General features: G+C 71.0%; 12 protein-coding genes. 9 read left to right on the top strand and 3 right to left on the bottom strand.

The window, feature by feature from the left end; all coding sequences use genetic code 11:
* Nucleotides 1-87 precede the first annotated feature (87 nt).
* Complete coding sequence (locus ACI790_RS06895; protein WP_456569050.1) at nucleotides 88-900, bottom strand: deoxyribonuclease IV; 813 nt, start codon at nucleotides 898-900, stop codon at nucleotides 88-90.
* 126 nt (nucleotides 901-1,026) lie between these two features.
* Between ACI790_RS06895 and ACI790_RS06890 the strand changes: the two genes are divergently transcribed.
* From ACI790_RS06890 to ACI790_RS06850, 9 genes are all read left to right on the top strand, one after another.
* The gene (locus ACI790_RS06890) at nucleotides 1,027-2,046 is read left to right on the top strand and encodes a hypothetical protein (protein WP_456569049.1); all 1,020 of its coding nucleotides are present in this window, start codon (nucleotides 1,027-1,029) and stop codon (nucleotides 2,044-2,046) included.
* 213 nt (nucleotides 2,047-2,259) lie between these two features.
* A complete protein-coding gene (rpsF, locus tag ACI790_RS06885) occupies nucleotides 2,260-2,550 on the top strand; it encodes a 30S ribosomal protein S6 (RefSeq protein ID WP_347058678.1) in 291 nt (96 codons plus the stop codon).
* 2 nt (nucleotides 2,551-2,552) lie between these two features.
* The gene (locus tag ACI790_RS06880; protein ID WP_456569048.1) at nucleotides 2,553-3,041 is read left to right on the top strand and encodes a single-stranded DNA-binding protein; all 489 of its coding nucleotides are present in this window, start codon (nucleotides 2,553-2,555) and stop codon (nucleotides 3,039-3,041) included.
* Nucleotides 3,042-3,082: 41 nt separating this feature from the next.
* Nucleotides 3,083-3,319 carry a 30S ribosomal protein S18 gene (rpsR, locus tag ACI790_RS06875; protein ID WP_014378671.1) on the top strand — a complete coding sequence of 79 codons (237 nt, stop codon included), beginning with the start codon at nucleotides 3,083-3,085 and terminating at the stop codon, nucleotides 3,317-3,319.
* A gap of 11 nt (nucleotides 3,320-3,330) precedes the next feature.
* A complete protein-coding gene (gene rplI / locus ACI790_RS06870; RefSeq protein ID WP_456569047.1) occupies nucleotides 3,331-3,777 on the top strand; it encodes a 50S ribosomal protein L9 in 447 nt (148 codons plus the stop codon).
* Nucleotides 3,778-4,429: 652 nt separating this feature from the next.
* A complete protein-coding gene (gene dnaB / locus ACI790_RS06865; RefSeq protein WP_456569046.1) occupies nucleotides 4,430-5,800 on the top strand; it encodes a replicative DNA helicase in 1,371 nt (456 codons plus the stop codon).
* 607 nt (nucleotides 5,801-6,407) lie between these two features.
* A complete protein-coding gene (locus ACI790_RS06860; protein ID WP_456569045.1) occupies nucleotides 6,408-7,895 on the top strand; it encodes an amidase in 1,488 nt (495 codons plus the stop codon).
* A 322-nt stretch (nucleotides 7,896-8,217) separates the two neighbouring features.
* Entirely contained in the window at nucleotides 8,218-10,116 is a 1,899-nt protein-coding gene (locus tag ACI790_RS06855; protein WP_456569044.1) for a hypothetical protein, read from the top strand.
* Between the two features lie 179 nt (nucleotides 10,117-10,295).
* Nucleotides 10,296-10,715 (top strand): DUF7715 family protein, encoded by a 420-nt coding sequence (locus tag ACI790_RS06850; protein WP_456569043.1) that lies wholly within the window; start codon nucleotides 10,296-10,298, stop codon nucleotides 10,713-10,715.
* Nucleotides 10,716-10,773: 58 nt separating this feature from the next.
* On the opposite strand, the gene ACI790_RS06845 is transcribed toward ACI790_RS06850, so the two are convergent.
* Nucleotides 10,774-11,970: a fatty acid desaturase family protein gene (locus ACI790_RS06845; protein ID WP_456569042.1), complete on the bottom strand. Its 1,197-nt coding sequence runs from the start codon at nucleotides 11,968-11,970 to the stop codon at nucleotides 10,774-10,776.
* A gap of 26 nt (nucleotides 11,971-11,996) precedes the next feature.
* Nucleotides 11,997-13,106 carry a ferredoxin reductase gene (locus ACI790_RS06840; RefSeq protein ID WP_456569041.1) on the bottom strand — a complete coding sequence of 370 codons (1,110 nt, stop codon included), beginning with the start codon at nucleotides 13,104-13,106 and terminating at the stop codon, nucleotides 11,997-11,999.
* Between the last annotated feature and the right edge of the window lie 18 nt (nucleotides 13,107-13,124).

Genomic DNA, 13,124 nt, shown 5'->3' with positions numbered 1-13,124 from the left:
CACTCCGCGAGACCGTGCGGCGCCGTTCACGGCTCCTGGGTGTGACCGCGGCCAGGTGCCGTCCCCCGACCGGGCTGAGCGGGTCCGTCACGCCTGCGCGGCCCGCAGGGTGGCGATCTCCTCGGCGTGGGAGGCGGCGTCGCCGGGGGTCTCCAGCACGATCGGGCACCCGGCGGCCCGGGCGACGTCGATCAGCACCTCCGGCGGGATCTCCCCGCCGGCGAGCGGCGCGTGCCGGTCCCGGCTGGACCCGGCGGGGTCGCGGCTGTTGTTCAGGTGGAGCAGGTCGATCCGGCCGGTCACCGCACGCACGTCGTCGACGACGGTGGTGAGGTCCCACCCGGCGGCCCAGGCGTGGCACGTGTCGAGCACCAACCCCGCGCCGAACTCGCCGACGGCGTCCCAGAGCCGGCCGAGGGCGTCCAGGTCGCGGGCCATGGCGTTGCCGCCCCCGGCCGTGTTCTCGATCAGCACCGGCACGGGGAAGCCGCCCTGCTCCGCCTGGCGGGCGAACGTCTTGCGCCAGTTGTCCACGCCCACCGCCGGGTCGTCCTTCGCCAGCACGTGCCCGCCGTGCACCACCAGGCCGCGAGCGCCGACGTCGGCCGCGGCCTGCGCGTGCTTGCCGAGCAGCGTGCGGCTGGGGATCCGGATGCGGTTGTTGGTCGTCGCCACGTTCAGCACGTACGGCGCGTGCACGAACACGGCGACGTCGGACGCCTGCAGCTCCGCGGCGTCCGGCCGGGGACGCGGGGCCTTCCACCCCTGCGGATCGGCGAGGAAGACCTGGACGCCGTCGGCGTCCATCTCCGCCGCGCGGGCCAGCGGCCCGCCGCGGTCCAGCTCGCCGTCGTCGGTGAGGCCGGCGCCCACGTGTACGCCGATCGGGTGTGCTGCCATGCCGGATCTCCGAATCTCGACGAGTTTCCGGGTCTACCCGTATCGCCCGCGTCACATCATCGTTCATGATCGTGACGGGGATTACTCGCCGGTAGCGGTGTGACGTCGACGTGGAGGTAGCAGAACATGGCAACGGGTCGCATCCGTCGCACTGCCCGCCGGGGCATCGCCGTGGCCGTCCTGAGCTGGCTGGGCGTGGCAGTGGCATCGGTGACGGTGGCGCCCGCAGCCAGCGCCGCGCCCACGGCCACCGTGCCGATCCGGGACCTGACCCAGCTGGTCGTCTCGGTCGACCAGGGCGGGTCGGTCACCTTCGTGAACGAGCTGCGGGACCACACGGTCAAGGTCGGCGGCACGCTGCTGCCGGCGCTGGTCGACGTGACGGCCAAGACCTCGGTCACGCTCACCGTGCCCTCGGGGCAGAAGTCGCTCGCCCCGGGCGCCAGCGTCACCGAGACGTTCGACCGCAGCTGCGTCGCCGGCTGCTGGCTGACCTTCGGCTACACGTACTCGAGCGGAGCCTCGCTGACCCAGCCGCTCGTCGACGCGGCCGCCGAGCTCCTGCCGCCCCTGCCGCGACCGCAGCCCCTCGTGGTCAACACGCTCCTGCCGCTGCCCGACCTGGAGGGCGTGAACCTGCCGCAGCTGCCGCCGGTGGCGCTGCCCGCCGCCCCGCCCCCGGTGACGCCGCCGGCGCCGCCCACGCAGGGTGCACCCGCCGCCCCCGTGCCCACCGGGCCAGCGGCTCCGGAGGCCGCCCCGGCGGTGCAGGACGTGCCGGGCGACCAGTACACGTACGACCTCGGCAGCGGCGGGGCGGCGCAGCTCGCCCCCGGGTCCGGGGCGGCCGCCGCGGCCTTCGACCCGTCCCGCTTCGTCACCCCGAACGCCGGCCCGGGCAGCGCCGACGGCGCCGGAGCCGGCGGCGTCGCGGGCTCCTACGACGGCGCGTCGGTCCCGGTGTTCGGCCAGCTGGCCGGCCTGAGCTCCACCGGGCTGGACGACGAGGGTGCCGACCAGGTCGCCGCCCCGTCCGGCGCCGAGCCGATGGCCCTGCCGGCCGCGGCGCTGGCGGCGGTCGTCGCGCTGGCAGCGGTCACCGCCGCGCTGGTGCGCACCACGCAGGCGGCCCGCGCGACCCGCTGACCCGCGCGCGTTCCACGACGGCCGCCAGCCCCTCCGGGGGGGTGGCGGCCGTCGTCGTCGGTGGTGCTCGAGGACAGCGCCTGGCCGCCGCATCCGCACCGCTGGTAGCGTGGAGCTGCGCGTTCCGGCTCCTGCCGGGGCGCGCGACGCGTGTACGACCCTCCTGCTGCAGATTCCCTGCAGCCGCTGAGACCAGAGGAGGTGGGGTTCTCCGTGCGTCATTACGAACTGATGGTCATTCTCGACCCCGATCTGGAGGAGCGCACGATCGCGCCCTCGCTCGACCGGTTCCTGACCGTCATCACCAACTCCGGTGGCAACGTCGGCAAGGTCGACATCTGGGGCCGCCGTCGCATGGCCTACGAGATCAACAAGCAGGCCGAGGGCATCTACGCGGTCATCGACATCGATGCCGAGCCCGCCGCCGTCTCCGAGCTCGACCGGCAGCTGAACCTGAACGAGTCGGTCCTGCGCACGAAGCTGATGCGCCCCGAGGTCCACTGACCATGGCCGGCGAAACCGTCATCACCGTCATCGGCAACCTGACCGCCGATCCGGAGCTGCGCTTCACGCCGTCGGGCGCTGCCGTCGCCAACTTCACCGTGGCCTCGACGCCCCGGACCTTCGACCGCCAGTCGCAGGAGTGGAAGGACGGCGAGGCGCTGTTCCTCCGCTGCAACGTGTGGCGGCAGGCGGCCGAGAACGTCGCCGAGTCGCTGACCCGCGGGTCGCGGGTCATCGTCAGCGGCCGGCTGAAGCAGCGTTCCTTCGACACGAAGGAAGGCGAGAAGCGCACCGTCATCGAGCTGGAGGTCGACGAGATCGGCCCGTCGCTCCGCTACGCGACCGCGAAGGTCACGAAGGCCTCGCGCGGCGAGGGCGGCGGCGGCTTCGGCGGCGGCGGCGGTGGCGGCGGCTTCGGTGGTGGCGGCGGTGGCGGTGCGAGCGACCCGTGGTCGACGCCCGCCGGTCCGTCCGACGAACCGCCGTTCTGATCCCCCACTTCCTCTCTCACTGAATCTCTCTGGAGAACCAGGTGCCCAAGCCCCCTGTTCGCAAGCCCAAGAAGAAGGTCTGCCAGTTCTGCAAGGACAAGGCGACCTACGTCGACTACAAGGACACGACCCTGCTGCGGAAGTTCATCTCCGACCGCGGCAAGATCCGTGCCCGCCGCGTCAGCGGCAACTGCAGCCAGCACCAGCGTGACGTCGCCACGGCCGTGAAGAACAGCCGTGAGATGGCGCTGCTGCCCTACACCTCGACGGCGCGCTGATCATGAGCACGATGAAGCTGATCCTCACGCAGGAGGTCACCGGTCTCGGGTCCTCCGGTGACACCGTCGAGGTCAAGGGCGGCTACGGCCGCAACTACCTCCTGCCCCGCGGGCTGGCCATCGTGGCCACCCGGGGTGCCGAGAAGCAGGTCGACTCCCTGCGCCGGGCGCGTGCCGCCCGCGAGGTGGCCTCGCACGAGGACGCGCTGGCCCTGGCCGGCCGGCTCAACGGCCTCACCGTCCAGGTGCCGGCGCGCGCCGGGAACGGTGGTCGCCTGTTCGGCCGCGTCACCACCGCCGACGTCGCCGCCGCGGTCACCGCGGCCGGTGGCCCGGAGCTCGACCGTCGCCGGATCGAGCTGCCCAGCAGCATCAAGACCACGGGCCAGCACACCGTCACCGTGCGGGTGCACCCCGAGGTCAGCTCCCAGCTGACGATCGACGTCGTCGCCGAGTAGGGAACGGACCCTCCCGCGGAGGGTCGCTGCACTGCCCGTGAGGGGCGCCGGACACCGTCCGGCGCCCCTCACGGCGTTCCGGGTGCCGGCCCCGGTACGTCCCGCCGGTGCTCCGGCCGCATTCGCCGCTGACGGCGGCTGGGCAGCCGCCCAGCGGGCCGCCCGCACTCCGGTCACCCCGCGCCGGCCGCGTGCCATCAGCGGCTCCCCCAGGGCGACGGCGCCCGGGCTGACGCAGCCGCCGGCGGTCCTCCGACGCGGTGCGGTGCACCGCTGTGACACGTGGTGCGAAGCCCGAAAGTTTCTCGGCGGGTTTCTTCCGTCCACACCCGGTGCGCGGCATCCGCGCAGGTCGGCCGGGGTGTCGACCGGGACGGGGCGGTCGCGTCCCCCGCCTTCTCCACATGTCGACACGCCTCCGTCCACCGACTTGTCCACAAGTTGTGCAGATCGACGTGCACAGCGGTGGTGGACTCCGCCGCCGCAGCTTCCTAACGTCCTCTCCGGCCACCACGGGGACGGCGAACTGTCGGTCCCCTCCGGTAGGCATAGATCGAACGGACGTTCGGTCCGGCGCTGCCCGCCGAGCTCGCGTACTTCCCCTGCGCGGAGTGGTGATGCGGGCGCGCCCGCAAGGAGATGGAGGTACCCCGTGGCGGTGGCCGACGAGTTCAGCCGACCGTCCGTGACGGCGCCGGAGTACGACCGGCAGCCGCCCCAGGACGTCGCGGCGGAGCAGTCGGTGCTCGGCGGCATGCTGCTGAGCAAGGACGCGATCGCCGACGTCGTGGAGGTCTTGCACGGCAACGACTTCTACCGTCCGGCGCACCAGGTGATCTTCGACTGCATCCTGGACCTCTACGGGCGCGGTGAGCCCGCTGACGCGATCACCGTCGCCGCGGAGCTCAACCGCACCGACCAGCTGTCGAAGATGGGCGGCGCGGTCTACCTGCACACGGTCATCGCCTCGACGCCGACGGCGGCCAACGCCGGCTACTACGCGGCGATCGTCGCCGAGCAGGCCGTGCTGCGCCGCCTCGTCGAGGCCGGCACCCGCGTCGTGCAGCTCGGGTACGGCGCGGCCGGTGGCAAGGGCGACGTCGACGACATCGTCGACCGCGCCCAGCAGGAGATCTACGACGTCACCGAGAAGCGGATGAGCGAGGACTACTCGCGCCTCGAGGACGTCCTCCAGCCGACGATGGACGAGCTGGACGCCATCGCCTCCCGCGGCGGAACCGCCCGCGGCGTCCCCACCGGCATCCGCGACCTCGACGAGCTCACCAACGGCCTCCAGGCCGGCCAGATGGTCGTCATCGCGGCCCGTCCCGGTGTCGGCAAGAGCACCCTGGGCCTGGACATCGCGCGCTCGGCCACCGTGAAGCACCAGATGCCGGCGGTGATCTTCTCGCTCGAGATGAGCAAGCACGAGATCACCATGCGTCTGCTGTCGGCCGAGGCGAAGGTGCCGCTGCACCACATGCGCGCCGGCACCCTCTCCGACGAGGACTGGGCGAAGCTGGCCCGCCGCATGGGCGAGGTGGCCGACGCCCCGCTCTACATCGACGACTCGCCGAACATGACGATGATGGAGATCCGGGCCAAGGCACGGCGGCTCAAGCAGCGCAACGACCTCAAGCTCGTGGTCATCGACTACCTGCAGCTGATGACGTCGGGCAAGCGGGTCGAGAGCCGCCAGCAGGAGGTCTCGGAGTTCTCCCGTGCGCTCAAGCTGCTGGCCAAGGAGATCGAGGTCCCGGTCATCGCGATGTCGCAGCTCAACCGTGGCTCGGAGCAGCGTCAGGACAAGAAGCCGATGCTCTCCGACCTCCGCGAGTCCGGCTCCATCGAGCAGGACGCCGACATGGTGATGATGATCCACCGCGAGGACATGTACGAGAAGGAGTCCCCGCGGGCCGGCGAGGCCGACATCATGCTGGTCAAGCACCGCAACGGCCCGACGGCCAACGTCACCGTCGCCTTCCAGGGTCACTACAGCCGCTTCGTCGACATGGCGAACTGAGCGGTGTAGGAGGACCTGAATCCGTCACTGGCTACGACATGAGCGTCACCAGCACGCGACACCCTCCTGTCACCAGTTCCAACGGGTGAGTGTTACCCGTGTCCGTGGACAGGCGTCACGGAGTTTCACCGGTCGGTTGACCGGTGTAGATCCGGTATGCGGCCTGGTACTCGTAGGGCTTGGGGCCCCCGCGGTGAGCGTGAAACTGGGTCAGTTCGTGGCGTGCCTGCGCATGGTCGTGCAGCGCTTGCATCCTGCTTTGGCCATGCGTGCGGGTGATTCGCAACCGGGCTGCGCGGAGGCGCCGGTCGGCCTCCGTCAGCGCCTCGTGAAGACGGTCGAGAGCACCAGGTCTGCGGATTCGCCGGGTTGTGCTTGGAAACGGATAGGTGAGGCCGCCGTCATCGGGCCGAAACGAGGCACTGGAACGGTCTGAGGGACCCCAGCTCTCCCAGCTCCCTCATCGGAAGGCGTTGTCATGCGTCGCCTACATAGCACACGCGCCGTTCCCCTGGCAGCGGCAATTCTCGGAGTCTCACTAGTCGTCCCGGCCGCTGCACATGCTCAACCCCGGGGCGAGCACCCGGGAAGGCCCTCCTTCGACATCATGGAGACGACCGTCTCCGAGGTGCAGACCGCGTTCCGCAGCGGCAAACTCACCTGTGCCCAATTGGTCCAGGGTTACCTGGACCGCATCGAGGCCTACGACGACCAGTTCGCATCCATCGTCACGGTCAACCCGGACGCGTTGGAGACGGCAGCAGAGAAGGACGCGCAGTACAAGAAGGACAAGAAGTCCGTCGGCAGCCTGCACTGCGTCCCGATCCTGCTCAAGGACAACTTCAACACCGCCGACATGCCCACCACCTCCGGCTCCGAGGCGATGGAGGGCATGACTCCGGCTGAAGATGCCACGACTGTTGCCGCCATGCGGGACGAGGGCGCCCTGATCCTCGGCAAGACACACCTCCACGAATTCGCCCGTGGAGGTGAGAGCCTCTCCAGCCTCGGCGGCCAGGTTCACAATCCGTACGACCTCACCCGCACACCGGGAGGCTCGAGCGGGGGAACGGGTGCGGCCATAGCCGCGAACTTCGGCCTCATCGGCACCGGCAGCGACACCGGGCAGTCGATCCGCTCCCCAAGCTCGGCCAACAGCTTGGTCGGCATCCGGCCGACCCGGGGACTGGTGAGCCGCCACGGCGTGGCACCCAACAGCTACACCCAGGACGAGATTGGCCCCATTGCGCGCACCGTCGAGGACGCCGCCCGCCTCCTCGACGTAATGGTGGGCTACGACTCCGAGGATCCGATCACCGCCAACGGTGAGGAGATGCCCCCGAACTCCTACCTGGACAGTCTCACCAAGAAGGCGCTCAAGGGGACCCGCATCGGCCTCATGACCAACCTGATGGGCGACGACCCGGCCGTCCACGGCGAGGTCAACGCCGTCGTCGCCGACGCCGTGAAGCAGATGGAGGCTCTCGGCGCCGAGGTCGTCCCGTTCGAGATGGAGGGCTTCGAGGAGCTGAGCGCCCAAGTCTCCACCAGCAACTGGGAAGCGGCCGAGGCGATGGCGGACTACCTCGAGGACTTCGGTCCCGACACCCCGTACACCTCCCTGGCGGACATCGTCGCGACCGGCAAGACGGCGCCGTCGGTCCAGCAGACCCTGGAGGAGGAGTTGGAGCTGCTCGCCGGCGGCGGCACGAGCACGCCGGAGTACCTCCAGCGCTACGCCAACCGTGACCAGATGCGCAACCTCGTCCTCGGCACGATGGCCGACCTCGACCTCGACGCCATCGTCTACCCGCATCAGAAGCGCCTCGTGGTGCCGATCGGGGAGTCGCAGGTCGAGCGGAACGGCTTGATGTCGAACAGCACCGGCTTGCCGGCGGTCACCTTCCAAGGCGGGTTCTCCGCTCCGTCGCAGACCGCGCCTGTCGGCGTCCCGATCGGCATCGAGCTGCTCGGCCGCGCCTACAGCGAGGACGACCTTCTCTCCTACGCCTACGCGTTCGAGCAGGCCGCCGACGTCCGTGTCCCGCCCGCTTCCGCCCCGGCCCTGGAGAGCGGCCATCCGGGAAGGCGATGACCCAGGGCTGCCGCGAAGTCGCGAGACGAGTGCGTGGACCAGGAGTTTGAGGGCGGGCACAGGCCGCGTCACCGATGACACCTGGCGTCGTGCGCACTGACAGATGCATGTCGCCCTGCATGCGATGAGGCCCGGGACCGGACGGTCCCGGGCCTCGTGGCGTACCGGGGCCCTCCGACGGCTCCCGACTGGGCTGGGAGCACTGTCGACGGACCGTTCCGTCCAGCACAGCGCTGCGACCAGCACTATTGCGGACGGCAACTGTTGTGGTGCGCATCACCGTCGGCTAGGAAGAGGCCTCCCTGAGCCATTGGAGACCTTCTTGTCCTCACGTTCCTGGCGCCGGGCGACCGCGTCCGTCGTCGGTGCCCTGGCGCTGACCGTCACGGCCACCGCGTCACCGGCGCTCGCCTCCCCCGCCCCGGCCCAGCCGGTCTCGCTGTTCCCCTCGAACGACCTGACCGTCCCCGACCCGCGGGAGCTCACCGGCCTCCGGGTGGCCCTGCCGGCCGGCGACTGCGGCGCGGCCATCACCTGCGGCCTCGTCGAGCGCCTCAACGAGCTCGACGGCTTCGACCTGGACCCGCGCGTCGCGGTCCGGTTCGACGGTCCGGTCGACCCGGCCGAGGCCGCGCAGCGGATCACCGTGCAGGGGGCGCGCAGCACGTGGCGCACCGGCGTCGACCGCGTGGTCTGGAACCCGGCCACGAACACGCTCTACGCGCACCCGGTCGAGCAGCTGGCGCCCGGGACCACCTACCGGATCAGCGTCCGGAACGGCGCCGGGGAAGGGGCCACGGTCGAGACGTTCACGACCATGAGCGCCACCGACGGGCTCCTCGACCTGAACCGGCAGATCCAGTCCGGCCGCGCGCTGAGGGCGGTCGGCATCGAGCGCCCGGGGCTGCAGATCGACGGCGTCTTCCCGGCCGCCGGGACCACCCTGCAGTTCCAGGCCGACGCCGGTGCCGCCGACCCGAAGCCGGCGCAGGTTCTCCAGCCGGTGGCGAACGGGACGCTGGTCTTCGGCTCCTACCTCGCTCCGTCCTGGCTGCGCCCGGACGTCACCATCGAGCAGACCCCCACCCGGGACAGCGGCCCCGCGCCGGTGGAGGCCGACCGGCTGCCGTTCGTCGCCGTTCTCCCCGACGGTCCCGCGCCGCGCGGTGGCTGGCCGGTGGCGGTCTTCGGGCACGGCTTCACCGGCTCCACGGCGAACGTCTTCCTCGCCGCCGCCACCAACGCGCAGAGCGGCATCGCGACCGTCGCCACCAACGTCGTCGGTCACGGCTTCGGTCCGGAGAGCGAGTGGCTCGTCACCAACGATGGGACCACCACGACGCTGCCCAGCTACGGCCGGGGCGTCGACCAGGACGACGCCGATGCGCTCATCGCCAGCACCGAGGGCTCCTCGGCCACCGGGGCGGCCGCGGCGGTCTCCTCGCGGGACGCGCTGCGGCAGACCGCGGCCGACATCATGACGCTGGTCCGCTCGCTGGACGGCACGGACGTCGACGGCGACCGGCGCGCGGACCTCTCGGGCACGCGGGTCACCTACTTCGGCCAGAGCTTCGGCGGCATCTACGGCACCATGCTCGCCGGCGCCGACCGGACGATCGCCCGCTCGGTGCTGAACGTGCCCGGTGGTCCGGTCACCGAGATCGCCCGGCTGTCGCCGTCGTTCCGCCTGCTGATCACCCAGTCGCTCGCGGCGGCGGGGCTGACCAACAGCCTCGACGAGTCGCGGGCCTTCTTCCAGGAGCAGATGCCGCTGCGCGGCGAAGGGCCGGTCACCGCCACCGTGCCCGGCGCGGTCGCCGTCCAGGACTACCTGGCCGAGGCCACGTGGCTGACCCGACCCGGGAGCCCCGAGACGTTCGCGCCGCTGATCCGGGACGACCGGGTGCTGGTCCAGGTGGCCTACGGCGACCGGACGGTGCCGAACCCGACGTCGTACACGCTGGTCGACGCCGGGGACCTGTGGTCGCGGACGAGCCTCTTCCGCAACGACAAGGCGGCGGACCCGGTGGCCAACCCGCACGCGTTCCTGCTGAACCTCGCCTCCACGGGCGGGCTGCAGGGGCAGGCGCAGGTCGCGGCCTTCCTCGGGACCGGCCGGGTCATCGACCCCGACGGTGCCGGCCCGGTGTGGGAGGTGCCGATCAGCGACCCGGCGCTGCTGCTCCCGCTGAACTTCGACCAGCCGGCGCTCCGCCCCTGATCACCGGCACGCCCTGAACCACCGAGGCCCAGAACCACTCCGGTTCTGGGCCTCCGTGGTTGGCGGCCCGGGGTCGGCCGTCACCGTCCCGCCGTGGCCACCCGCGAGCGCCAGACCAGCCGGCGCTCCGGCCCCGCTGTGGCCCGGGACCTGTCGGACCCTGGTGCCAGGGTGCGGGCATGAAGCTGCTGACGGCCACGAGGGAACGACAGGGCGAGCACCCGGGCGACTTCTGCCACGCGATCGAAGGCGAGCTGGTCCTGCTCGGCGTCGTCTGTGCGGCCGACGAAGCGGATCCGGCCGGTGGGTGCGGCTGCGGCCGCGCCTTCTCGGGGATGAGCTCCATGCGGGCCACCACCACCGCCCTCGTGCGTGACCTCGACGTCTCCCTCGACGACGTCCGGCTCGCCGTCGAGGGCTACTACGTCTCCGCGGGAACCGGTCCCGACGTGATCGGCGGGACCGAGTTCCAGGAGGCGGTGTCCGCGACCCTGGCCGACCTCGCGGAGATCGCCCACCTCCCCGTCGGCGCCGTCGTCGGCCGACGGCTCGACCACCTGACCTGGCGGTCGGAGCCGAGCGAGGTCGGGGAGCAGTGAACCGGAGAGGCCCAGAACCATGACGGTTCTGGCCTCTCCGTTCAGGGCTTCCGCTGGATCAGGCGGCGGCGCGCATCAGCTCGCGGCGGACCTTCTTGCCACCGGTCGTCATGCGCACCAGCTTGACCACCTGGGCGGGGGCGTTCTTCGGGGTGGTCTCGGCCAGCCAGCCGTTGGGCAGCGACAGGCGGATGACCTTGTGCCACGCGCTCGCGACCTGCTTGTACAGCGGGGCGGAGTGGTAGGTCAGGCCGTACCGGTCGAAGATGTCCTGCACCTTGGGCGCGATCTCCGCGTACCGGTTGCTCGGGATGTCGGGGAACAGGTGGTGCTCCACCTGGTGCGACAGGTTCCCGGTCATGAGGTGCATGGCCTTGCTGCCGGAGATGTTGGCCGAGCCGAGCATCTGGCGGACGTACCACTCGCCGCGGGTCTCGCCGTCGATCGACTTCTTCTCGAACGTCTCGACGCCCTCGGGGAAGTGACCGCACATGATCACCGAGTGCGACCAGAGGTTGCGCACCACGTTGGCGGTGAAGTTCGCGGCCAGGGTCGGCAGGAACGACGGGCCCGACAGCAGCGGGTGGACGACGTAGTCCTTGGCCGCCTGGTTGCGGATCTTCTTCAGCACCTGCTTGGCAGCGGCGCGGAACTTCGGGTCGCTGCGGCGCTTCTTGGTCGCCAGGTTCTTGCCCAGCTCGAGGTCGTAGGCGGCGATGCCGTACTCGAAGAAGCAGGCGTTGATGAAGTTCCAGAGCGGCTGCGCCAGGTACATCGGGTGCCACTTCTGGTCCTCGTCGACGCGCATGATGCCGTAGCCGAGGTCGTTGTCCTTGCCGATCACGTTCGTGTACGTGTGGTGCAGCTCGTTGTGCGAGTGCTTCCACTGCTCGGCGGGGCTGGCCATGTCCCACTCCCACGTCGTGGAGTGGATCTTGGGGTCGCGCATCCAGTCCCACTGGCCGTGCAGGATGTTGTGCCCGATCTCCATGTTCTCGAGGATCTTGGCGACCGAGAGGCCGGCGGTGCCGAGCAGCCAGGCCGGCGGGAACTTCGAGAACAGCAGGACGGCGCGGCTGCCCAGCTCGAGCTTCCGCTGCACGTCGATGACGGTGCGGATGTACTTCGCGTCGTCCTCGCCGAGGCTGTCGCGGACCTCCTGGCGGACGGTGTCGAGCTCCTTGCCGATCAGCTCGATGTCCTCGGGGGTGAGGTGCGCGATCGGGTTCTCGGGCTTCTTCTGGATGACGGTCATGTCCGGGCTCCTAGGGCTCGAGGCGGTCAGTGGTCGATGTCGCAGGCGCCGGCGGCGGCGCTGACGCAGGTCTGGATGAGGACGCCGTCACCGACGTCCTCGGCGGTGGTGATCTCGCCGTTGCGCAGGTCGCGGACCGCGCCCGTTCGCATGGGGAGCACGCACCCGTAGCAGATGCCCATCCGGCAGCCGCTGGGCATGAGGACGCCGGCCTCCTCGGCGGCGTCGAGGATCGGCGTGGCGCCGTCGGCCTCGACGGTGGTGCCGTTCTTCGTGAACGTCACCGTGCCGCCCTCGCCGGTCACGAGGATCCGCGGGCGGAAGCGCTCGGTGTACAGCCGGTCGGCGAGACCTGCCTCCGCCCAGTGCTCCTCCAGCGCCTCGAGCATGCCCACGGGGCCGCAGGCCCAGGTGGCGCGCTCGTGCAGGTCGGGCACCAGCTCGGCGATGGAGCGGGCGTCGAGCATCCCGGCGCTGTCGGTGTGCTGCTCGATCAGCCGGATGCGGCCCTCGGCGGCCATCTGCCGCAGCTCGGCCCCGAAGACGACGTCGTCGGCGGTGGGCGACGAGTGGACCAGCACGGTGTCGGTGAGCTGCGCGGCGTGGTTGCGCAGGATGCCCATGACCGGCGTGATCCCCGACCCGGCGGTGACGAACAGCGTCTTGGCGGGCGTCTCCTCGGGGAGGCAGAACTCCCCGGTCGCCTGGTCGAGCTGGATGATCGTGCCCGGGCGGACCCGGTGCACCAGGTGGTTGCTCACCTTCCCGTCGGGGATGGCCTTCACGGTGATGGTGAAGCAGCCGTCGGCGCGGTCGAGGACCGAGGTGATCGAGTAGGCGCGCCACTGGCGGACGCCGTCGATGTCGATGCCGATGCGGACGTACTGGCCCGGCACGTGGGGCAGCCAGTCGCGGCCCGGGCGGATGACGATGCTCGCGGAGTCCCGGGTCTCCCGCTGCACGGCCTCGATCCGGCCGCGGAGGGCCGCACCGGAGCGGAGCGGGTCGAACAGGTCGAGGTAGTCGACGGGCAGCAGCGGCGTGGTCACCAGCTCGGCGACCCGGAGCACCCGGTCGCGCAGCGCGACCCGCGTCGGCGGTCGGGCCGCCGGAGGGCGGGGGGCGGTTGCGGTCATGGTCTTAGCTTTCCCAGG

This window comes from Blastococcus sp. SYSU DS0539, from assembly GCF_054050855.1.
This window is presented reverse-complemented; position numbering and strand designations above follow the sequence as displayed.

Excerpts from the sequence above, each read along its gene's own strand:
- ACI790_RS06850 (WP_456569043.1), top strand. The coding sequence starts at position 10,296 with ATGAAGCTGCTGACGGCCACGAGGGAACGACAGGGCGAGCACCCGGGC.
- ACI790_RS06895 (WP_456569050.1), bottom strand. The coding sequence starts at position 900 with ATGGCAGCACACCCGATCGGCGTACACGTGGGCGCCGGCCTCACCGAC.
- ACI790_RS06880 (WP_456569048.1), top strand. The coding sequence starts at position 2,553 with ATGGCCGGCGAAACCGTCATCACCGTCATCGGCAACCTGACCGCCGAT.
- ACI790_RS06845 (WP_456569042.1), bottom strand. The coding sequence starts at position 11,970 with ATGACCGTCATCCAGAAGAAGCCCGAGAACCCGATCGCGCACCTCACC.
- rplI (WP_456569047.1), top strand. The coding sequence starts at position 3,331 with ATGAAGCTGATCCTCACGCAGGAGGTCACCGGTCTCGGGTCCTCCGGT.
- ACI790_RS06890 (WP_456569049.1), top strand. The coding sequence starts at position 1,027 with ATGGCAACGGGTCGCATCCGTCGCACTGCCCGCCGGGGCATCGCCGTG.
- ACI790_RS06860 (WP_456569045.1), top strand. The coding sequence starts at position 6,408 with ATGGAGACGACCGTCTCCGAGGTGCAGACCGCGTTCCGCAGCGGCAAA.
- ACI790_RS06840 (WP_456569041.1), bottom strand. The coding sequence starts at position 13,106 with ATGACCGCAACCGCCCCCCGCCCTCCGGCGGCCCGACCGCCGACGCGG.